The 21,805-nt window shown below is 42.4% G+C and carries 24 protein-coding genes; 19 read left to right on the top strand and 5 right to left on the bottom strand.

The features are described 5' to 3' along the window. Positions 1 to 39 precede the first annotated feature (39 nt). From NZ583_07210 to NZ583_07200, 3 genes are all read right to left on the bottom strand, one after another. Entirely contained in the window at positions 40 to 693 is a 654-nt protein-coding gene (locus tag NZ583_07210) for an MBL fold metallo-hydrolase (protein MCS7281398.1), read from the bottom strand. Between the two features lie 8 nt (positions 694 to 701). Beyond that, on the bottom strand, positions 702 to 1,910 hold the full coding sequence (locus NZ583_07205) for a homocysteine biosynthesis protein (protein MCS7281397.1): 1,209 nt from the start codon (positions 1,908 to 1,910) through the stop codon (positions 702 to 704). Between the two features lie 70 nt (positions 1,911 to 1,980). Then, a complete protein-coding gene (locus NZ583_07200) occupies positions 1,981 to 2,253 on the bottom strand; it encodes a PGPGW domain-containing protein (GenBank protein ID MCS7281396.1) in 273 nt (90 codons plus the stop codon). 161 nt (positions 2,254 to 2,414) lie between these two features. On the opposite strand from NZ583_07200, the gene NZ583_07195 reads away from it, so the two are divergent. Genes NZ583_07195 through NZ583_07145 form a run of 11 tightly spaced genes read left to right on the top strand, consistent with a single transcriptional unit; the run spans position 2,415 to position 9,811 of the window. Further along, entirely contained in the window at positions 2,415 to 2,894 is a 480-nt protein-coding gene (locus NZ583_07195; protein MCS7281395.1) for a Na+/H+ antiporter subunit E, read from the top strand. A 1-nt stretch (position 2,895) separates the two neighbouring features. After that, positions 2,896 to 3,162: a monovalent cation/H+ antiporter complex subunit F gene (locus NZ583_07190; GenBank protein ID MCS7281394.1), complete on the top strand. Its 267-nt coding sequence runs from the start codon at positions 2,896 to 2,898 to the stop codon at positions 3,160 to 3,162. 18 nt (positions 3,163 to 3,180) lie between these two features. After that, positions 3,181 to 3,573 carry a monovalent cation/H(+) antiporter subunit G gene (gene mnhG / locus NZ583_07185; protein MCS7281393.1) on the top strand — a complete coding sequence of 131 codons (393 nt, stop codon included), beginning with the start codon at positions 3,181 to 3,183 and terminating at the stop codon, positions 3,571 to 3,573. Further along, on the top strand, positions 3,557 to 3,802 hold the full coding sequence (locus NZ583_07180) for a DUF4040 domain-containing protein (GenBank protein ID MCS7281392.1): 246 nt from the start codon (positions 3,557 to 3,559) through the stop codon (positions 3,800 to 3,802). Before mnhG ends, NZ583_07180 begins: the two co-directional genes overlap by 17 nt. Next, entirely contained in the window at positions 3,799 to 4,074 is a 276-nt protein-coding gene (locus NZ583_07175; GenBank protein MCS7281391.1) for a hypothetical protein, read from the top strand. Before NZ583_07180 ends, NZ583_07175 begins: the two co-directional genes overlap by 4 nt. Further along, the gene (locus tag NZ583_07170; protein MCS7281390.1) at positions 4,068 to 4,526 is read left to right on the top strand and encodes a hypothetical protein; all 459 of its coding nucleotides are present in this window, start codon (positions 4,068 to 4,070) and stop codon (positions 4,524 to 4,526) included. Before NZ583_07175 ends, NZ583_07170 begins: the two co-directional genes overlap by 7 nt. Next, on the top strand, positions 4,507 to 4,896 hold the full coding sequence (locus NZ583_07165; GenBank protein MCS7281389.1) for a cation:proton antiporter subunit C: 390 nt from the start codon (positions 4,507 to 4,509) through the stop codon (positions 4,894 to 4,896). Before NZ583_07170 ends, NZ583_07165 begins: the two co-directional genes overlap by 20 nt. Beyond that, a complete protein-coding gene (locus NZ583_07160) occupies positions 4,893 to 6,386 on the top strand; it encodes a hypothetical protein (protein ID MCS7281388.1) in 1,494 nt (497 codons plus the stop codon). The genes NZ583_07165 and NZ583_07160 overlap by 4 nt, the downstream gene beginning before the upstream one ends. A 2-nt stretch (positions 6,387 to 6,388) precedes the next feature. Further along, positions 6,389 to 7,879, top strand: coding sequence for a monovalent cation/H+ antiporter subunit D family protein (locus NZ583_07155; GenBank protein ID MCS7281387.1), 1,491 nt, complete (start codon positions 6,389 to 6,391; stop codon positions 7,877 to 7,879). Between the two features lie 2 nt (positions 7,880 to 7,881). Beyond that, entirely contained in the window at positions 7,882 to 8,085 is a 204-nt protein-coding gene (locus NZ583_07150; GenBank protein ID MCS7281386.1) for a hypothetical protein, read from the top strand. Continuing rightward, positions 8,078 to 9,811 carry a Na(+)/H(+) antiporter subunit D gene (locus NZ583_07145; GenBank protein ID MCS7281385.1) on the top strand — a complete coding sequence of 578 codons (1,734 nt, stop codon included), beginning with the start codon at positions 8,078 to 8,080 and terminating at the stop codon, positions 9,809 to 9,811. Before NZ583_07150 ends, NZ583_07145 begins: the two co-directional genes overlap by 8 nt. On the opposite strand, the gene NZ583_07140 is transcribed toward NZ583_07145, so the two are convergent. After that, positions 9,782 to 11,011 carry an MFS transporter gene (locus NZ583_07140; protein ID MCS7281384.1) on the bottom strand — a complete coding sequence of 410 codons (1,230 nt, stop codon included), beginning with the start codon at positions 11,009 to 11,011 and terminating at the stop codon, positions 9,782 to 9,784. The two genes, NZ583_07145 and NZ583_07140, sit on opposite strands and share 30 nt — an antisense overlap. Positions 11,012 to 11,115: 104 nt before the next feature. Between NZ583_07140 and NZ583_07135 the strand changes: the two genes are divergently transcribed. From NZ583_07135 to NZ583_07100, 8 genes are all read left to right on the top strand, one after another. Next, positions 11,116 to 11,871, top strand: coding sequence for a HesA/MoeB/ThiF family protein (locus NZ583_07135; GenBank protein ID MCS7281383.1), 756 nt, complete (start codon positions 11,116 to 11,118; stop codon positions 11,869 to 11,871). After that, the gene (gene cobA / locus NZ583_07130) at positions 11,864 to 13,369 is read left to right on the top strand and encodes a uroporphyrinogen-III C-methyltransferase (GenBank protein ID MCS7281382.1); all 1,506 of its coding nucleotides are present in this window, start codon (positions 11,864 to 11,866) and stop codon (positions 13,367 to 13,369) included. The genes NZ583_07135 and cobA overlap by 8 nt, the downstream gene beginning before the upstream one ends. Further along, complete coding sequence (locus NZ583_07125; GenBank protein ID MCS7281381.1) at positions 13,360 to 15,633, top strand: DNA internalization-related competence protein ComEC/Rec2; 2,274 nt, start codon at positions 13,360 to 13,362, stop codon at positions 15,631 to 15,633. Before cobA ends, NZ583_07125 begins: the two co-directional genes overlap by 10 nt. A 44-nt stretch (positions 15,634 to 15,677) precedes the next feature. Continuing rightward, entirely contained in the window at positions 15,678 to 17,591 is a 1,914-nt protein-coding gene (ftsH, locus tag NZ583_07120) for an ATP-dependent zinc metalloprotease FtsH (GenBank protein MCS7281380.1), read from the top strand. Continuing rightward, a complete protein-coding gene (locus NZ583_07115; protein ID MCS7281379.1) occupies positions 17,563 to 18,438 on the top strand; it encodes a hypothetical protein in 876 nt (291 codons plus the stop codon). Before ftsH ends, NZ583_07115 begins: the two co-directional genes overlap by 29 nt. Before the next feature lie 11 nt (positions 18,439 to 18,449). Further along, on the top strand, positions 18,450 to 18,671 hold the full coding sequence (locus tag NZ583_07110) for a zinc ribbon domain-containing protein (protein MCS7281378.1): 222 nt from the start codon (positions 18,450 to 18,452) through the stop codon (positions 18,669 to 18,671). Positions 18,672 to 18,686: 15 nt separating this feature from the next. Next, on the top strand, positions 18,687 to 20,096 hold the full coding sequence (gene tilS, locus NZ583_07105; protein MCS7281377.1) for a tRNA lysidine(34) synthetase TilS: 1,410 nt from the start codon (positions 18,687 to 18,689) through the stop codon (positions 20,094 to 20,096). A 76-nt stretch (positions 20,097 to 20,172) separates the two neighbouring features. Further along, positions 20,173 to 21,363: a pyridoxal phosphate-dependent aminotransferase gene (locus tag NZ583_07100; protein MCS7281376.1), complete on the top strand. Its 1,191-nt coding sequence runs from the start codon at positions 20,173 to 20,175 to the stop codon at positions 21,361 to 21,363. Between the two features lie 7 nt (positions 21,364 to 21,370). On the opposite strand, the gene NZ583_07095 is transcribed toward NZ583_07100, so the two are convergent. After that, positions 21,371 to 21,805 carry an NUDIX hydrolase gene (locus NZ583_07095; GenBank protein ID MCS7281375.1) on the bottom strand — a complete coding sequence of 145 codons (435 nt, stop codon included), beginning with the start codon at positions 21,803 to 21,805 and terminating at the stop codon, positions 21,371 to 21,373.

The raw sequence follows: 21,805 nt of genomic DNA, 5'->3' as shown, positions 1-21,805 counted from the left end.
AATAACCCTCCTTTTCGCTTTTGATCATATTATAATCACTCAAAAAAATTCCTCAAGTATGATCCGGAAGTTTTTCTTTATAACTTTAGCGCCGGCCAGTATTTCTCCGTGACCGGGAATAAGATATTCCACATCAAGTTTGGAAAGCTTACGAATACTTTCCTTTAACAGCCCTTCATCTCCTCCTGGAAGGTCAAACCTTCCCACACCCATGTAGAAGACAGTATCACCGGAAATTAAAAGTCGTTTCTCCTCCCAGTAAATGCAGATAGAGCCAGGAGAATGTCCGGGTGTACTTATTATTCTAAATGTCTTTTCCCCGATTTTAAGCTTACCTTCTTTTAAAAATATCTTCCAATTGTTTTTCGGTAGTTGAGAACCGGAGGCTAGAAAGAGCTCTTTTCCCTCTCTAGAGATGTACTCGAACTCGTCGAAGCTTATGGCTTTTATAACATCGTCTCCGAAAAGGTCAGCTGCCTCCGAATGGTCTGGGTGGCCATGTGTTAAGATGATTAACTTTACGCTATCCACAACCTTTCCGTCATTCGCCATACCCTCGATCACATGATTGAAAAGATGCTTGTGACCCGGATCGACAAGAACAGGAATCTTTCCATCGATAAATACGGTATTACAGTTGTTTTCGGTAAAGGACATCCACGGATAAACGTACAAATCTTCTAAAATTCTCACGGCTCACCTCACAGAATATTTAGTCTTCCCTCTTCCAGGGTACAAACTTTTATGTCAGACCCAACCCCAGGAAGATTTTCAACAGGCTTAGTGAGATAGAATTTCCCCTCCTCGATCCATTTTTTGAGTATCTGAGCTATCTCAACTGCCAGAGGATAGCTGGAGACGGGATAGGCAGGAACGTCTCTGCCGTTAACTTTTATCACGCCTGATTTGAGCTCTGCGTAACTCACTTCGCCCAAAGATCTTTTTACATTTTCCGGGTAGTCAGTCCCGTAATCCACAACCTGGGTCCAAAGTTCGTCGTCGCCCCTGGATGTGTAGAAAGCCATCTCTTCGTCAAGGACTGGAATCGGTATTCCTATTCCTACGAAGATTGTTGCACCATATCCCAAAAAGCTTGCACCTCTAAGATACCTGGGGTTCATCGTCTTTGCATCCCCGATGACTGCCAGTGTACCAGCGGGCATTTTTGGAGTTCCATTTTCCGCCCTCGGAACATTTGGGTTATGTTGGGTGCCACGCCATACAACGAACCCTACTCCTCCACCCAAGAATATTTTTGTTCCTATGCCTATGGTCCTGTAATTTGGATCTTTAAGTAGAGGAGACAGTTGACCAGCACTACAGTAGTTCGCATTCTGCATGTTCGGTTTTAGGACTCCCATATACGTGTAGATAATCCGGTTCGAGAGGTTCACGGCCACATTGTAGTTCTGGTAACAGTTCCTCGGATTATAAAGGTAAGCCTCGTTCACGTTGTCCTTGTTTATGTACGTCTCTATCCGCCTTCTTGGATAGCAGTCGGTCCCATATGCAAATCCTACGAGCTTTATGTTTTTTCCCGCAACAAAGTCTTCTATTACATGGCCACCGCCGTATCTGAATAGACCAGGATACACTGAGTTTCTGGGATCCTCATCAGGAAGAGCCGTGGCTCCGATATATATGTCGACTGCCGCAAGACCTGTGTAGGCGGGAACGTCATTTAAAAAGCATCTACCTCCCCCAAGTTTAATTCTCGGACTCGAATGGCCAAGATTTATGAACATTCCGGTACTGCACATGGGACCGAAGGTTCCCGTTGTCACAACATCGACAATCTGAGAAGCCTTTTTTACCCCTTTTTCTTTAGCCAGTTCAACCATCTCTTCTGCGGTCACAACGACGACCTTACCCCGTTTTATCTTTTCATTTATCTCTTCTATGGTCCTCAAGTCTGCCTCCTTACAGATTCGCTTGGGAGCTTAGATTATAACGCAAATCCATGTTAAGCGGAAAGCAGATTTAATCGACTCGATCTTCCATCTTGGAAGATAAAAGATCGCTTATCTCTTTTGGCTTATTTTTTTCCGGATCTATCTTTAACCTTTTTACCCTGTTTTTTAACTTTTTGAGGAGCTTTTTCGCCCAAGGGAACTCACTTGCGAGGATTGCCAAACCTAAAGGTATGAATACAAACGCTGGCCCAGGCAATACTATCATTGCTATACCTATGAGAAGAACAATCGTTCCTATGAAGGCAACCGTTACCTTTCTTATGATCCTCAGACAGTGCATAAACTTTTATTCTTTTACCACCACTTTCCACCTTTATCAACCTTGCTAAAAGAAAAGGATCTTTGGAACTAGGAGAGACTGGCTTGACAGACAAATTTCCTTTATGATAGTTATGAGCCTAAAACTGTAATTCCCTCAAGTATGTCCGGAGCATCCGAGAAGTGGCGCGAAGCCTTGCAACAATACTTCTTCTTTTTGGGTTTTGGATATCACTTTCCGGACTTGTGGATCTCTACCATTTGGGCCTTGGAATATTAAGTGTTCTTATCGTCTTTTACATCTCAGGGGATCTCTTCCTAAAAGAGAAGCCTGGCAAAAAAAAGGCAAAAGAATTCGTAAGATTCATTAACTACATACCCTATCTCCTCTACAGCATATTTCTGGCGAATATCGAGATCATAAAACTCGCCCTACACCCAAAGATGATGGATCTCATAAGCCCGCATATAGTAAGGTTCAGATCTAAACTTAAAGAGGACCTACCTATTGTGACTTTCGCCAACTCTATAACCCTTACGCCTGGAACTATCACTGTTAAAATAGAGGAGAATGTACTTTATGTTCACGCAATAGATATAAAAGCCTCAGGGCAACTTCCAGGAGAGCTTGAAGAGAAAGTAGCGGGAATCTTTAAGGACTGATATGCACCATTTGATGGTTTTCTCAGCTATAGTTCTCTGTATCACGATTCTTATGTCCCTTTACAGGGCAGTTTTCGGTCCCACAGTCTTTGACAGGATCATAGGTTCAGGTTTTATAGGAACAAAGACAGTGGTGCTCATAGTCCTTATAGGGTACATATTCGGCAGACCTGATATGTTTCTGGATTTGGCAATCGCATACTCCGTTTTAAATTTTATCGGAACATTGGTGATATCGAAGTACATTTTAAAAGGTAAAGAACGGTAGAATCCTTAAAGGATCACGATGCTAGAGGAGCTCATAACATGGGTTTCTTCAGTCCTTATTATATCGGGGTTATTCGTTTTTTTCTGTGCGGCAATTGGTTTTTTGAGGTTTCCGGATTTTTATACAAGAATGCACGCAACCGGAAAGGGCGACACACTGGGTATACTCCTTGTTCTTTCTGGGCTGATTTTGTATGGGCTATACAAAGATTTTTCGTGGATGGGTCTCATCAAAGCGGTAAAGATATTGACCCTTGTTGTTTTCTGGTATGTTGCTAGTCCCACAGCAACTCATGCTCTACTTCGTGCCGCGTTCGAAAGCGGGATCGAGCCTTACACTAAGAATGGTAGAGTGATCATCGACAAAGTGGACACCGATTGCGAGGACAAAAAAAATGTACGAGATACTTGATGTTTTTTTTCTGATCTTCTCCGCGATTGTTGCCTTTTTTGCTCTCCATGTTAAGGATCTACTCGCTTCAATTGCTCTTCTTTCTGCTTTTAGCTTTTTTATGTGTCTTTTATGGGCAGAGCTTGGAGCTGTGGATGTTGCCTTCACTGAGGCATCGGTGGGAGCTGCGATAAGCACAGCCTTCTTTGTGGCAGCACTGACACATCTAAAAAGGAAGGCAAAGGATTGAAGAGGATCTTTTCTTTGTCATTTTTATTCCTCTTTGGACTTCTTCTTTTTTTTGCGACTACGGATTTTCCCCCGTGGGGTGACCCGTATCAGCCGGCTTCGGTTCACGTCTCTCCTCGCTATATAGAAAAGTCCCTCTCCGAGACAGGGGTTCCGAACGTGGTTACTGCTGTGCTTGCGGATTATAGATCTTACGACACGCTCTTTGAAACATCCGTTATATTCACAGCAGCAATTGTTGTCATATATCTTTTGGGAATCCGCAAATGCTAGAGCGAGATGAAGACATCATATTAAAAACAACTGCTCGGATCCTTTCACCCCTTATCCAGCTTATGGGTCTTTATGTGTATGCACATGGCCATATAAGTCCAGGAGGTGGCTTTCAAGGCGGTTGCATATTTGCGGCAAGCTTCATCCTCATGGCGATCGTGCTTGGTGTCGATGAGGTGATAAAAAGGATCAAATATAGACTCTTTCTTGTGACCGTGGGTTTCGGTGCCTTCCTTTACGCATTTTTAGGTTTGATATCGGTTCCGATTGGAGGGGAGTTTTTAAACTACGCCTATCTTAAAAAAATCTTCATGTCCTGTGAAGTAATGGCCAGGTACTACGCCATAGCGGTTGTTGAGCTCGGTGTGCAGATCACGGTCACTGGTTCAATGTTTGCGATATTCTATTACCTTGCGGCAAAAGGTAACTCTCGTGGATCTAATAGTTTCTAAGATTCACTACTGGACTCATATAGTCCTCATAATCATTGGACTTTATGGGATGATGATGAAGAGGAATCTTTTAAAAAAGCTTGTCGGAATGACGATCTTCCAATGGTCCATAATCCTTTTTTACATTTCTTTATCCGGAAAGAGAGGAGGATCCGTACCGATAATAATCTTCGAGAGTATGGGTAATAGTAAAATTCCAATAACTGAGCCTCTAATGTACGTAAATCCGCTTCCTCATGTGCTTATGTTGACCGCTATTGTAGTTGCGGTTGCCACAACTGGAATCGCACTGGCATTAATCATCCTTACGAACAAACGATTCGGGACGGTGGAAGAGGACGAGATACTAGAGAAATTGAAAGAAAGATGAGTGAGCACTATCCCGTTTTGATTGTAGCCTTTCCCCTCCTCATGTCTTTCGTTACATATATGTTTGGAGTCTTTTCAAAAAGATTCCCTTACTATTTGAGTCTTGTAACATCAATCGTCGTTGTTCTCATGAGTGGAAAGCTACTCCAAACAGTAGTCAATGGAGACGGAAGGGTGCGCTACTTTATAGGAGGATGGGAGCCACCCTGGGGTATTGAGTACGTAATCGATTACATCAACGCACCTATTCTTGCATCCACATCGGTTATATTTTTTCTCCTTCTTCTCTTTACAAGGAACATCGTAGAAAAGGAAATCCCACACAATAAAACAGGTCTTTTCTACTCGCTTCTACTTTTGCACTTGACAGGTCTTTTGGGTGTCACAGCAACTGGAGATACTTTTAATCTCTATGTATTACTCGAGATCCTATCATTTTCAGCTTACGGAATAGTAGCAACGGAAAAAAAGGGTTCAGAATTCTTCGCTTTTAGGTACATGATATTTGGAACTATTGGAGCCTGTTCTTACCTCTTGGGGGTTGGGTACGTTTATATCCTTACAGGATCACTGAATATGATAGAGCTTTCAGGCATACTCCCTGAGCTTCCGCACTCAAAGGCCCTCATCTCAGCCATAGTCTTCTTTTTAACCGGCATTCTCATCAAGATGGCATCATTTCCTGTCCACGTCTGGTTACCAGATGCGTATAGTTATGCCCCTTCATGTGTTACGGTTTTTCTCTCTTGCCTTTCAACAAAAGTGGCCGCTTATATTTTGATCAGGTTAGTAGTTGCCATCCTTTGGCCAGCACTGGGTGAAGGTCTAACTCTTGTCTTCGAATTTTTGGGGGGTATAGCCGCATTTGGAATTCTTTTTGCGGGACTCATGGCGATTGCTCAAAGAGATGTTGTACGTGGTCTTTCATATATAATCATCTCTGAGATAGGATATATACTCCTTGCTTTAGCCTCTTTGAATTCTCTTGGTCTTAAAGCCGCCATTCTCCACGTGATAAACGACATGTTCATGATGGCATCCATCTTTTCTATATGGGCCTTTCTTTACGTAGCAACAGGTCTATCGCAGGTAGAAGAGTGGAAGGGACTTAGCCAAAGCTTCCCCTTAAGTGGGATTATCCTCATAATCTCCGCCCTTTCCATCATAGGCATTCCTCCACTTTGCGGTTTTTTCAGTAAATGGTACATACTCCTTAGCCTTTTGAGCTCTAAGAAATGGGTTCATTCAGGGGTGATAATCTTAAGCGGGCTTTTAAATCTGATATATTTTTTCAGGCTCATAGAGAATTTCTATTTCCAAAGTGAAAAAGGACATAAATATGGCTCTGGCCCAAAAGTCGAGGTGGAGAAGATATTTACTCTTGATAAGTTTGCTATACTCGTACTTGCGGGATCTCTTCTTCTTTTGGGACTCAAAAATAGATACATCATGGAACGGATAATATCACCTGGAGTGTCCGGGGTCTTTTAGCGATGGAATCCATAGAAAAACTTGCACTTTCTTTTTCTGTCTCCCTTCCTTTTATAGGAGCCGCTCTTATTCCTGTCTTTGCCCAAAAAAATGAAAATTTAAGGGATCTTTCTACGGTTGTAATATCGATTTTTACCTTCATTTTTACAATGGTGTGTACTTTAAAAGTGGCGGATGGATCTTTATTAGAGATGAGGGTTTTAACGTTTGCTGAGAATGTCGATTTCTATTTCAGAATAGATGCCCTTGGTGCGACATTTGCGACACTTTCGTCCTTTTTGTGGATCTTCGTCTCAATCTACTCCATTGGCTACATGCGTGCGTTAAAAGAGCATAGCCAGACAAGATTCTATTTTATGTTTGCGGTGGCGATTGGAAGTGCACTGGGGGTAGCTTACTCTGGTAACCTTTTGACTATGTACATGTTTTACGAGATCTTGTCCTTGTCGACGTATCCTTTGGTACTTCACAAGGAGACAGAGGAGGCGCTGAAAGCGGGAAGAAAATACTTGGCGTATTTGCTTTCAGGTGCCGGTCTTGTTCTTTTTTCCATGATCCTTCTCTATCTAACGCAGGGGACTACAGATTTTTACGCGGGAGGCCTATTCGACAAAGGATCAGATCCTCTCATTTTGGGATTGATCTTTTTTCCGCTATTTTTAGGATTCGGAACGAAGGCAGCGATTATGCCTTTTCATGAATGGCTTCCCACCGCGATGATTGCGCCAACACCCGTAAGCGCTCTCCTTCACGCAGTAGCAGTGGTAAAAGCCGGTGTCTTTTGCGTTTTGAGGACGGTTCTCTACATAGTGGGACCGGATGCCATCTCAGAAAGCTTACTTTTTTCGATCCCAGCTATTCTCGCCTCCTTTACGATCATTGTAGCAAACGTTTTGGCCATCTCGGAGAATAATCTGAAAAAGAGGCTTGCTTTTTCCACAATAAATAATCTTTCAATAGTCATACTCGGGACTCTGCTTCTGACTCCATCAGGGATAAAGGGTTCTATTCTTCACATGGTCTACCACGGATTTATGAAGATAACGCTTTTTATGTGTGCTGGCGCAATATATGTATCGACAAGAAAAGAGCTAGTAAGTGAACTCGTCGGTGTGGGACGAAAGATGCCTTACACTATGTTTTCCTTTGGAATATGTGCCATTGGACTTGTAGGAATACCGCCTGTTTGCGGATTTCTGAGTAAGTGGTACCTCTGTGTTGGAGCAATCGAAAAAAAGGAGATCGCATACCTTTTAGTTTTTCTCACAAGCGCCTTACTCGATGCTGTATACCTCTTACCCATAGTTTTTCGAGGGTTTTCTAAAGACGGAGAAAGATCCGTATCCGGTGTGGCACATAGCGAGCAGTGGCTTCTTCTACTACCCATTCTCGTCACTTCTTCTTGTGCTATCTTTTTGTTTCTATTTCCTGATTCCTTCTTCCACTTTTACGGACTTTCGGCAAAAGTTGCAAGATCGGTACTGGAGTATTAAGAATGAAGAAAATGCGAGTCCATGTAATTGCCTTAGCAATCATTCTTGCGAGTTTTTTTACACCAACAGAGGAAGCCCATTTCGTATGGGAGAGACTCCCGATCTTTAGCTGCGCCTTTGGCTTCTTTGGGACACTGGCTTTGATCGTTTTGGCAAAACTATTAGGAAAACGTTTTCTAGAAAGGGACATAAATTACTATGATTGACTTTTTGCATCCTGTAGTTTTTTTCCTGATCTCTAGCCTTCTTTTGCTGATTTTACCCTCTAAGATTACAAGATCGACTGTCCTTTTACTCTTTCCCCTATTTTTGCTTTTTTATCTTTTTGGGTTAGAAGAGGGTGAATACTGGCTGGTAAAATTCGCGGACAACGAACTTCTTCTTGGAAAGGTCGACAGACTGAGTCTTGGATTTGCGTATGCCTTTGCGGTCATAACCTTCCTTGTCAACCTTTACGGACTCCACATAGAAGATAAATCTTACCACCTAGGGACCCAGCTTTATCAGGCTTCTTCGTTTGGTGTTGTCTTTGCAGGGGATTGGCTTACATTTTTCGGGTTCTGGGAGCTTATGGCTATAGGTGGTTTGCTCATCGTCTTAAATGGTAAGAAAAAAAGGTCACTGGATGCGGCTTTTAGATATCTCATCCTCCACTTACTGGGCGGAACCCTCCTTTTTGCCGGTCTCTTGATGAGCACTGATTATACCCAATCGATTAGGGTATCCGAGTCTTTTGAGTTAAGCTTGGCTTCTTTTCTTATTCTAGTCGGCTTCCTTCTTAACGCGGCTTGTCCTCCCTTGCACGGTTGGCTTCCCGATGCCTATCCAGAGGCAAAGCCCGAAGGTACGGTGGTTCTCTCTGCCTTTACTACGAAGGTTGCGGTCTACGCACTTGCGAGGGTCTTTCCCGGGTTGGAACTCCTCGTATGGTTGGGAGTCATAATGGCGTTGTACGGGATTTTTTACGCAATTTTAGAGAACAACTTAAGAAGATTACTCTCCTACCACGTAATAAGTCAGGTAGGGTACATGGTCTGTGGAATAGGCCTTGGAACGTTTACGTCGATAAATGGGGCCGTCGCACATGCGTTTTCAAATATCCTCCATAAATCACTCCTACTTATGGCTGTTGGATCGGTGATTTATGCGACAGGACGAGAGGAGATGTGGGAATTTAAGAACATAAGGATTTTTAAAACGTTGAGATTTTCCCTTTGGATCTATATGGTTGGGGCTTTTTCCATATCCGGAGTGCCGTTCTTTGCAGGTTTTTCGACTAAAACGGTACTCATGTTTGCGTCTGCAGAATTGCACAGGCCAGTAGTTAATACTCTTTTACATCTTGCGTCTTTGGGCACATTCCTCTCGATAGCCCTTAAGCTCCCATACGGTACTTGGCTAGGGAAGGAAAGAGGATTCGTAACCGTAAAGATCCCGAAAAACATGTCGATCTCAATGGTTCTCCTTTCCTTTCTTTGTGTGATGGTCGGCGTATATCCTCCGCTCCTTTACGCGACTCTGCCGTACCCCATGGGTTTCGATCCATATAACCCTTATAATGTAATTACTACGCTTCAGCTCTTCGCTTTCTCCTTTTTTGCCTTTTTTATGCTCAAAGACAGATTCTCTTTCGATGCCAAGATAAATCTTGATGTGGACTGGTTTTACAGAAAGTTTGGAACTTTATTCTTCCTCATATCTCACAATAAGTACAACCTGAGGCTCAGAATTCAGAGTTTCATTGCGGATCTTGTAAATAGGGTTATAACCCTTAGCCAGAATCCGGTTCAAAATTACAGAATTCTCATAAAAAGAGTAGAGTACTTACCGCGAAATTTCGATCCTCCCAAAAAGGCATACGATATAAGTCTCGGAATAGGTGCTTTTCTCGGAATCTACGGATTAATCGCTCTCATCTTTCTTCTCTTTTGAGAAGGCGTAGAATATAAGCCCAAAAACGACACTCAAAAACAGAAAGAAAAAAGCATACTCGTAGGCGTAAGGAGGATAGCCTTTGTTTTCTTTGCCAAAAAGCTCGATTATTGAGCCCATAACCTGCATAAAAAAGGCCCCCCCTGCCATTGTGAAAAAATTGACACTGGACATAACCGTTCCTGATATTTCGCTCGGAAAAAGACCCTTTATGTGCGGATAGAGTAGTATCCCAAAACTATTGAAAAAACCGACAAGCCAAAAGATGACAAAAAAGGCGAAAGCACTCTCTATTTTTACAACTCCAACAAAGAAAAGAAGGGACAGTGCGTAAAACGAAACGCCGATAAGCACCGTTTTTTTTGGCGATTTTAAAATCCTATCCGAGATATACCCCGCAAAAGCTGATCCGATGATTGTGCCAAAAGAAAGCATCATGATTATGTTTCCAGCGAGAACAGGGTTAAACCCCTTAACATTTATGAGATATGGTCCAAACCAAAGCCCCTGTATGGCAACGAAAGTTCCGTATCTTGAGAATGCGAGTGCTGCCACTTGCCAGAAAGAGAGGTTTTTTATTATGCTCGTTACAGCTTCCAATGGCTTTGGCTTCGATTCCGAAATTTCCCTTTTTTGCTTTTCGGCATCCTTAAGCGTATGGAAAAGGAGAAATGAGATGAAACAAGTCAGGATCCCAAAAATGACAAATGTGAGTCTCCATCCTATGAAAACATTCATATAAGCAAGAGGAGAGGAAGCAAGTATGTTCCCTATGGTTCCAAAGGAGAGAAGTAAACCGGAATATGTGGCAAAACGGTCACTCGGAAATGAAAGTACAAAAACTTTTAAGGATCCCATAAGAGATGCGGACATTCCTATGCCCAAAAGAATCCTTCCGAGAAGGAGGAATTCAAATTTGCTCGATGCCGCAAAGACGAATGAACCAAGACCACCAAGAGCAATAAGAAAGGACATAACTTTTCTTGGCCCGACCCTGTCAAGGAAAAGACCCATGGGTACCTGACAGAGGGCAAAAGAGTAAAAAAAGGCTCCACCTAGAATACCAAGATCCTCAGCCTCGATTTTGAGTTCTTCTATAAGCGTGGAAGATATTACTGCTGGAGAAACTCTGTAAAACTGTGAAAGCGTAAAGGCAGAAGAAAGGAGAGTAAAAATGAGTAAAAGCCTTCTCCTTTCCATGTAAGACATATAACGCGAAACGAGTGATAAAGGGAAGAAAGAGTTTTATTTTTTGAGCGGAAAGGATAGTCACACTCTCGTTGCTTTTTGGGGTGCTTCGTAGTATGATTCAACCGACTATGGATCTCGATGAGTTTGAGCTCAGAAGGTACAGAAGACAGATAATAATTCCATCAATAGGGGAAGAAGGTCAAAAAAAACTAAAAAACGCAGCGGTTTTTATAGCAGGAGTGGGTGGTTTGGGATCTATCTCCGCATTCTATCTCGCCGCAGCGGGTGTTGGTAGACTTGTCATCGTCGACAAGGACTCTGTCGATCTCGGAAATTTGAACCGACAGATTATACACACAACTTACGATCTTGGGAAAAAGAAGGTGGAGTCTGCCAAAGAGAAGCTCGAAAGGTTAAACCCCTATGTGAAAATAGAGACGGTAAGTACGGAGATAAATGAAGATAACGTTCTTTCCCTCATAGGAGACTGTCAGATAATAGTTGATGCGATGGACAACATTGAGGGAAGAAGAATAATGAATAAAGCAGCATACTCAAAGAGGATACCCTACGTCTTTGGAGGTGTTGAAGGGTTTAACGGAATGGTCACAGTGTTCGTTCCTGGCGAGACAGCTTGTTTTGAGTGCATCTTTCCTAGAAACCCCGAAAAGAAAGAAGAGATAGGAGTGATTGGACCATCCCCTGGAATTATCGCCTCAATTCAGGCTATGGAAACGATAAAGTTTATTCTCGGACTTGGCGGAACACTTAAAAATAGGCTTCTATTTTTTTCAGGTTTAGAGATGAGCTTTCACGAGATAAGGATTGAGAGAAACCCTAAGTGCGCAGTCTGTGGGAAAAATGAGTAAGCCTATAGGAAAGGTCTATATTGCGGGGGCCGGTCCTGGAGATCCTGGTCTTGTAACCTATAAATGCTTTGAGATACTGAAAAAGGCTGACGTAATCATATACGATTACCTAGCATGCAAGGACTTGCTCTCTTATTCTAAAGTCGGGGCGGAAAAGATATACGTTGGCAAAACAGGTTCTACCCACGAGATGGAGCAAGACGAGATAAACGAGCTTATGGTTAGAAAGGCTAAGGAACACCCAATAGTCTTAAGACTCAAAGGGGGCGATCCTTTCATATTCGGAAGGGGAGGGGAGGAGGCTTTATATCTTGCAGAACAAGGTATCCCTTACGAGATCATTCCTGGCGTTAGTTCCAGTTTCGCAGTTCCCGCCTTTGCGGGAATCCCTCTGACCCACAGGGGATTGTCTTCCCAGGTTGTGATAGTTACAGGCCACGAAGCCGAAGGAAAAAAAGACTCAGCTATCGATTGGAAGATGTTAGCCACGTTTAAAGGAACGATCGTGGTTCTTATGGGAATGAAGAATTTGGGAAGTATAACAGCAAATCTATTGGATTCAGGAATGGATCCTGATACTTCGGTGTGTGTGATCGAATGGGGTGCCACCCCGAAACAGAGGGTTCTTGTATCGAATATCAAAAATGTAGATCGAGACGTAAAGAACGCTTCCATGGGTCCCCCTAGTGTGGTAGTGATCGGAGACGTTGTAAGACTCAGGGAGAAGCTTAAATGGTACGAAAAACTGCCTCTTCATGGAAAGACGATAGTCGTCACAAGACCCCCACATCAGGGCTTTGAGACAGCGGCAATGCTCAAAGAAAGAGGGGCAAACGTAGTCACTATACCTGCAATTGTTATAACCCCGATTATCCCAAATGAGGCACTTACCAAGGCACTAGAGTCGCTTCGTTCGTACCACGGGATTATCTTTACTAGCGTAAATGGAGTTAAGGTATTTTTTGAAGCCTTATCAATGAAGGGGATGGATTCTCGCGATCTTTATGGGATAAAAGTCTTCGCCATAGGACCAAAAACCGCATCCGAGCTGAAGTTATACGGCATAAGAGCAGATTTTGTTCCAGAAAGATATCTGTCTCAATCAATAATTGAGATTTTGGGTAAGATCGAGGTTAAAGGAAAGAAGTTCCTTTTTCCTAGAGCTTTGGAAGGAAACGAGACAATTCCTAAGTTTATCCAAGCATCTGGCGGGGTCTGTGACGTAATTCCAGTATATAAAGCGGAGGCACCACCAGATAAGCAAAATATTGAAGAAATTCCGGACATGATCGCGTTTATGAGCTCATCGGCTGTTAGAAACTTTGTCACGATGTACGGGAGAGAGGTCTTGACAAAGACAAAGATAGCGTCGATAGGACCGGAAACAACTAAAACACTGAAAAGCTTTAACATTGAGATTCATGTCGAGGCCAAAAGACACGATGCTTTGGGCCTTGTTGAAGAGATAGAGCGATTCTTTAAAGGAACTTGTTTGTAATCCTCTGTATTCTTTTCGCTTTTGGAATCTACGTACAAAGTATTTTTCAGTTTGAGCCTTCGCTTGTTTTCTTTTCCCTTTTTATCTGCTTTCTAGCTGGCCTTTTATCCTTTGGAAGAAAACCTTTACTGTCTATCGTTCTCCTCCTTTTTTCGTTTTTCCTTGCAGGAATTTTAAGGCTCTCAATAAGCACGATTTGGGAACCAGTTCCAGAAAGATACAAGGACATAAGTTTCTTCTTCGCAAAAGTTGAGGAAAAAAATGAAAGAGGTGCCATCCTAAGCGTAAAGGATCCAAAGGAACTTCAAGGACTTAAAGCTTTTTTTAAAACCGAGGGATTAAAAGATGATATTAGAAGCGGAGATTCGATTGCGCTTCTCGGCAAGCTTCAAGAGCTTAATCCTCGTCTCAAAAACCCATATCTTGTTAATTGGAGATGGTTAAAAAGTCTTGAAGGTGTCAGGTATCGCATCTCTGGTTATGTCATAGAAAAAAAAGAAAACCCGGGCTTTGTGGCCAACTTAAGAAGACTTGTGGAAGATAAAATAGAAAGGCTTTCGCTATCCCAAGAAGGGATAATAAAAGCGTTAGCCCTAGGCGATAGAAGTTCAATAGATTCCCAAGTAAGAGAACTTTTCTATAAGACAGGAACCGCCCATATACTCGCAATATCTGGTCTTCACATGGGTGTTATTGCAAGTTTTTTCTTTTTCATAACAAAACGGCTTTTGGGAATATCTTTAGCCCTTAGACTTTCCGGAAATGAAAGCAGGATCTCCGCCATTCTTACACTTCCCGCGCTCACCTTCTTTATGGTTTTCTTCGGAAGTTCCCCATCGACAGTAAGAGCGACGTTGATGATCGGCATATACATGCTTGCAGTTGTGCTTGAGAGGCAAAGGCATATACTGTCGACACTTGCATTGAGTGGTCTTGTGATTTTGGTTTTATCTCCACATTCTCTCTTTACACCTTCTTTTCAACTATCCTTTATGAGTGTCCTATTTATCGTTATATTCTTTAACAGATTTTCCCTACACCTCCGTAAAATTAAAAACCGGGCCTTAAAATGGATAGTGGGATCGATAATTTGCAGCCAAGGAGCCTTACTGGGAACACTTCCTGTTACACTCTATCATTTTTACGGCTTTAACCCGCTTTCTTTTCTCTACAATCTGATTTCTGTTCCTCTACTCTGTGGCATCACAGTTCCCCTCACCCTTTTAGGAGCCTTTGTTCCGTATGCTGATATTCTTCTTAAGATTTCGGATCTCCTAATCAGATTCAATCTGCGAATCCTCGAAATAACTGAGTTCGGTTACATCTTCCCCTTTTTTCGACCTCTTCTTTTTGAGAGTCTTCTTTACTATGGCCTGCTACTTTGCCTGCTCTACCTAGACAAAAGAGGGGTTAGGTTTCTATTTTTGTCCGTTCTTATCCCTGTTATCTCTCTTTACGCCTTTTACACGTACAGCGAAATATACGGAGACAAGCTATGCGTAAATTTTTTAGACGTGGGATCGGGAGAAGCTATCCTCGTTGAGGCCCCAAACGGCATAAGGCTAATGGTGGATTCGGGAGCTGCGTACGGAGACTTTGACGCCGGAAGATCCATTATTACGCCCATTCTTCTCTCAAAAAAGATTTTGAGACTCGACTATCTGATCCTTACCCATCCCCACGGAGACCACATAGGAGGATGTTTGAGCATCCTTGAAAATTTTGACGTTAGACGTACTGCGATAGGTCCTTTTGTCTCAGAAAGCGCAATGATGACTAAGATCCTCGAAACTCTAGACAAGAAAAACGTTACTTTGGAAGTATGGCGGGAAGGACATTATCTTGCGTTAGGTAATGAGCTCCACATTTATGTTATCAACCCTCCCAAAGATTTCTTATACGAGGACGCTAATGACAACTCTATTGTATTCAAACTAGTCTATAGGGACGTTTCTTTTCTGTTTACAGGGGATATAACCGAAAAAGTTGAGAATCGCCTAATAAGCCAATTTGAAAAACTGAATGCGGACATTCTTAAGGTGCCACACCACGGAAGCTTGTCTTCGAGCTCTGTCGGCTTTTTGCTTGCAGTGAGGCCAAAAATGGCCATTCTCACGGGAAGAACGAAAGAAGGCGAGTTATCGAAAAGAGTTCTTAGAACCTACGAGATTTTAAATATCCCTGTATTGAGCACGTCGGATTCTGGGTTTACAAGGGTTTGTACCGAAGGAAGTAAGCTTTTCGTGAGCGTGTTCTCGAAATAGCCGTGCTAACTTTAAAAAAGGGGTTTTTTCTGATAAACTTAACTATGAAGAAGAATATGTCCCGCTCAAAAAAGAAGGAAAAAAAGATCTTTCTCGAACTTAAAGAGAAAGATCAGCCAAAGTCAAAAAAAAACTTCACTTTTCTTTACTTTGTCCTTGCTTTCATCGCAATCCTCATTCTTAATACTTACCTTTTTACAGAGGAAGTAAAAAACATTCCTTACAGCGAGTTTCGATCGATGATTGGCCAGGGTAAAATAAGTGATATTGTCATCAATGCGGAAACGATTCAGGGGACCTACATAAAAGACGACGGAACTAAAGGCAAATTTGTAACAAATAGGGTTGAAGACCCAAACCTCGTAAAAGATCTTATGATGCACAATATCAAATTTGCGGGTCGCCACGAAAATAAGATTGCCAAGGCTTTTTTTTCTTGGATACTACCCTTTATCATCATTCTGCTAATATGGAATTTTCTCCTACGGCGAGCAGGGGGTGCACCTACAAGTGTGCTCAGTTTTGGAAAAAGCAGGGGAAAGATTTACGGAGAGGACGAGATAAAGATAACCTTCGATGACGTTGCCGGATGTGATGAGGCAAAGGAAGAACTAAAAGAGATAATTGAGTTTTTGAGAAACCCGTCGAAGTTTTTAGAACTTGGGGCAAGGATTCCTAAAGGAATCCTACTTGTTGGTCCGCCGGGAACAGGAAAGACTTTGCTTGCGAAGGCTGTTGCCGGGGAGGCTAAGGTTCCTTTTTTCAGTATGAGTGGTTCGGACTTTGTGGAGATGTTCGTGGGTGTCGGAGCGGCACGGGTTCGGGATCTTTTTGCCCAGGCTCAGGATAAGGCGCCTTGTATAATATTTATAGATGAGCTTGACGCTTTAGGAAAAGCAAGGGGGCTTAATCCTTTGGCTTCCCATGATGAGAGAGAACAAACCTTAAACCAGCTACTTGCCGAGATGGATGGTTTTGACACAAAAAGAGGTGTAATCATAATGGGAGCCACCAATAGACCCGAAATACTCGATCCAGCCCTTTTAAGACCGGGTAGATTCGACAGACACATCCTTGTGGACAGGCCCGATATAAAGGGAAGGGAGGAGATCCTGAAGGTACACGTGAGAAACGTAAAGATAGATAAAAGCGTAGATTTAAAGGTGATAGCTGCTAGAACGCCTGGTTTTGTTGGGGCAGATTTAGCAAATTTGGTGAATGAGGCAGCCCTTCTTGCCGCTCGAAAAGGCAAAAACAAAGTTACAATGGAGGAGTTTGAGGAGGCGATAGATAGGGTGGTTGCCGGTCTCGAAAAGAAAAGGAGGGTGATGAGCAAGAAAGAAAAAGAGATCGTCGCGTATCATGAGGCGGGTCACGCACTTATGGCTGAATTTCTAGAAACAACCGATCCAGTCCACAAGATCTCGATAATTCCGCGAGGTATCGCGGCTCTCGGATACACTCTGCAGTTACCGACAGAGGACAGATACCTCATGACCAAAAAGGAGCTCTTCGATCGGCTCTGTGTCCTACTTGCCGGAAGGGTTGCAGAGGAAATAATATTTGGTGAAATCTCCACAGGTGCCCAGAATGATCTTGCAAGAGCAACGGACATTGCGAAATCGATGGTTAAAGAGTATGGAATGAGTGAAAAGATAGGTTACGTAACATTTGAAAGGGAAAGAAAGCCTCTATTTCTTGATGTGGCTCCAACTTTTACTGGAAAGGATTACAGTGAGGAAACGGCAAGACAGATAGATGAGGAGATAAAAAGGCTGATAAACGAAGCGTACGAGAAGGTCAAAGAGACCCTCACAAAGAATAAGGAGCTTTTAGAAAAAGTAGCAAAAACACTCCTCGAAAAGGAGTCCTTAGATGGAAACGAGCTCCGGGCCATCATTTACGGCGCAAAAGATGGGGAAGTCAAACTTGGAGAAACGGCAGATAGACCTAATTGAGGAATCGATTCTGGTCATGAAAAAATTTAGCGATTTAAGAAGGCTCTATAGAAATAATGCTCTCTCATTTTCGAAGGTTGAGGAATTTGTCGATGATAGGGGAAAAAGTTGTCTATTCAGGTTAAAAGAAATGTGTCACGAGCTTTTCAGAAATTCCGAATCCGCATCTTACAAAGAAAAGCTCTACGATATAACAGTGGGATATATTTTCCATGAAGCTATGAAGCTAAGAGAAAATGTCTATCAACTGGAGTATTACAGACCGAAAACGTTTATGGTCAAGGACAAAGTGGGAGAAAAAGAGAAAAAGATTTTAAAAGAGATGGAGTATCTAATCGTCAAAGCCGAAAAAAGGCTGAAAGAGGGATTTCTGGAATTGAAAAAACTGATAAAAGAACTTTCGGAGCAGCTTAAAGACCTCATATTGACATACAGAAACAATCAGCTTTTGCCCCGCTTTATCTTAGAAAACCAGAAGATCTTCGTCTCAGTATATGGCAGAAAAAGGTTGGGTGAGATGGTGAGAGAGCTTTTTAGCGATGGGAAAAAGAAATTGTTTTTTCTTGCGGGATTGAGTTACCTTTCGAGTGACTATTACGATGAGGCTAGACTTGCATTCAGAAACGCCTTGGACTCGGGAAATCTGAGGAAAGAGGCACTTTTTTATTATCATTATGCTTCCGCGTTCGCCTGCTATCTTAAGGGAAAGATTAAACAATCGGTAATATCTGCCCAGAAAGCATTAGAAGCCTCAAACATAAAAACTGTGCCTTCGCAACTTGTCGAGAATTTACATGGTCTCATATCGGATTTAAAAAGAGAACAGAAGACAAAAAGACACATTTAAGGAGGTTGGCTATGCCAATATTCGAGTATTCATGTCTTAAATGCGGTGAAGAGTTTGAATGCATAATATTTAAAGACGAAAAACCTGAGTGTCCAAAGTGTGGCTCGCTAGAGGCCGAAAAAAAGATGTCGACATTTGGTATCTCTGTGGGTTACAGATTTAGACCTTCCTCTTCCGGTTCCAAATCTTCCTGCTCTACATGTAGTTCATCGAGTTGCTCCGGTTGTTCCTGATCTAGCTTTGGAAGAATGGATCTCCCCCAAAAGGTAAAGAAGCTAATCACAAGGGAAGGTCTCATAACACCAGGTGACCGGGTCTTACTTGCAATATCCGGGGGAATAGATTCGGTCAGCCTTTTTCATATCCTTCGCGAGCTTAGAGCTGAGCTGTCGTTCGAGCTCGAACTTGCCCATATAAACCACGGATTGCGGAAAGAGGAATCGGATAGAGATGAGAGCTTCGTAAGAGAGCTTGCCCAAGAGTTTCGCATTCCCTTACACGTAGAAAGAGTAGACGTTTATGCTTATATGAAGAACCATGGTATGTCAGTCCAGCATGCTGCTCGAGATTTGAGGTACAAATCACTATTTGCCATTGCTGAAAGGGGAAATCATAGTCGGATTGCAGTTGCCCATACACTGGACGATCAGGTGGAGACTTTTTTACTTAGGGTGCTAAAAGGGACTGGATTGCGTGGAATTTCATCTATCCCTCTAAGAAGGAGCCTCATAATACGTCCTTTTCTCTATGTTGAAAGATTCGAAATCGAACGATACATAAGAGAAAAGGGGTTTAGGTACGTTGAAGATTCATCCAACAAGAAGCTATGCTACGAGAGAAACTATTTAAGGCATAGAGTAATTCCGCTTCTTTATAAGTTAAATCCTCTCTTTAAGCAAAAAATTGTGGCTCTTCTTGATGACTTATCCAGAGTTAACGAGACCTTTAACGAAAAAGCTGATAAATTTCTTAAAAATAGCGTCATAGCTAGCGATAACTTCTACACAGTTCAAATCGAAAAACTTCGCTTGCTAGATCCGGAAACAAGGTTCAGGGTAGTAGGGATCTTACTTGAAAAATTGAACGATCGGTTCATAGTGCAGAGAAACCATATGGAACTAATAGAGAAACTACTAGTTTCACAAAGGCCTTCGGCTTTCGTTAAGCTTCCCTTAGGACTCGAAGTAAGAAGATGCTATGAAAAATTGATATTTGGAAAATTTCTTCCAGAGGAGAAAGTGGATCTAGTGCTTCCCTTGGTAGAAGGAACGAACCCTCTTGGTGTTTTCAAATTGGAGATTGAAGTCAGAAGATTTGAAAAGGGTCCCGATTTTGATCCGCGTTGTGCTTCTAAAATGGTTGCCTATTTAGATGGCGAAAAGGCAAGGAATATTTCTGTTAGAACATTCCGTGAGGGAGACCGTTTCATTCCTTTTGGGTTAAAGGAATGGGTCAAACTCAAAGATTTTTTTATAAGAAACAAAGTCCCAAGGTGGCAAAGAAGAAAAATACCCATTGTCGTTTCTGATGGAGAGATCGCCTGGGTGGTAGGAATGAGAATTGACGAAAGGTTTAAGATCACGGACAGAACAAAGACCGTTCTGGAGTTAAAAGCTTACGCTTTTGATGATTCTGGCGTTGCTACATCTGGATGGTAGGCTATCTCTTTTTATTGACAGAAAACCCACAATGTTGTAATAGCAACTTCGCAAAATTTTAAAAAAGGAGATAGATATGATATCAGGACGTGCAAAGGCACTTAAACCATCTCCAACCCTTGCAATATCGGCAATAGAAAAAAGCCTCAAGGCTAAAGGTGTTGATGTTGCAGGTTTCGGGGCAGGTGAGCCTGACTTTCCCACTCCCGAACATATAAAGGCAGCGGCAATCAAAGCGATAACAGAAAATTTTACGAAGTACACTCCGGCAACGGGAACCGATGAATTAAAAGACGCGGTTATCGAAAAGTTTAAAAGGGATAACGGGCTAACTTACTCGAGGGAAGAGGTGATAATAACATGTGGAGGAAAGCATGCATTGTTTAATCTTCTCCAGGCCATAATCGATGAGGGCGACGAGGTTATAATCCCTGTGCCGTATTGGGTTTCATATCCGCCCATGGTTGAACTTTGTGGTGGAAAACCAGTTTTTCTAGAGACACACGAAGAAGAGAATTTTGAAATCGACTTTAAGAGATTAAAGACACTACTAAGTACCAAAACAAAAGCCATCATCCTCAATTATCCTTCCAATCCTGCAGGTTCGGTTTACAGTGTGGAAACGTTGCGTCAAATTGGCGAACTAGCAGTGGAGAGGAATCTCATCATTATATCTGACGAGATCTACGAAAAAATCGCATATGACTCATACGAGCACGTAAGTATCGCTTCGATAGATGAGAAAATAAAGGAGAGAACCATAATCTGCCACGGCGTATCCAAAACATACTCTATGACTGGGTGGAGGATAGGTTTTGCGGCGGGAAACAAAGAAATTATCAAAGCCATGGGCAATATCCAGAGTCAGAGCACCTCAAATCCAACATCGATCTCTCAGGCTGCAGCACTGAGTGCTCTTACAGGACCGCAGGATTCTGTGACAAGAATGGTTGAGGAGTTTAAAAGAAGGAGAGATTATATCGTACGGGAGCTAAATTCAATCCCAGGAATAAAATGTTTCAATCCAAAGGGTGCGTTCTACGTTTTTCCTAATTTCAAAGCTATAATAGGGAAGAGACATAAAGAGAGGGTCATTGATTCTTCGACGACACTAACACAGATGCTTCTCGAAGATTATCATGTGGCGGTCGTTCCTGGAATCGAGTTTGGAAAGGAAGGGTATTTGAGGCTTTCTTTTGCCACATCCATGGATGTGATTCAAAAGGGGATTGAGAGGATTCAGAAAGCAGTAGAGGCTTTAAGTTAAGGTCTATCTATTTGACTTTTTTCGGAGAGGGACGGATACCGGTCCTTAGGTATGTGAAATAATCATCTATTATCTTTTTGTGGTCGAAGGCTAGATTCTGAGGGAGGTTATTTTCCGAGAATACTTCTGCCGACACTGCATCATCTCTTCCTTTTAAAGACCCAACCCCTTTTGCGATAAAAACCACCGATACAACGTGAAATCTAGGATCCCTTGCCGGGTCAGAGTAAGTGTAAAATTGTTCTAAAAGTTCGACATTTAAGGATGTTTCTTCCTTTGCTTCCCTTATTGCAGCATCTTCCAAGCTTTCACCTATTTCCACAAATCCACCTGGGAGAGCCCACCCATATGGGGGATTCTTCCTCTTGATAAGAACTATCCCTCCTTCGTGCTCAATTATAAGATCGACGGCTAGGTAAGGTGTCTTTATCTGTCTTGCCAT

Source organism: Thermodesulfobacteriota bacterium (assembly GCA_025062045.1).
Taxonomy (GTDB): domain Bacteria; phylum Desulfobacterota; class Syntrophorhabdia; order Syntrophorhabdales; family JANXAF01; genus JANXAF01.
Note: the sequence above shows the minus strand (reverse complement) of the source record. Positions and strands in the feature narration are given on the sequence as shown.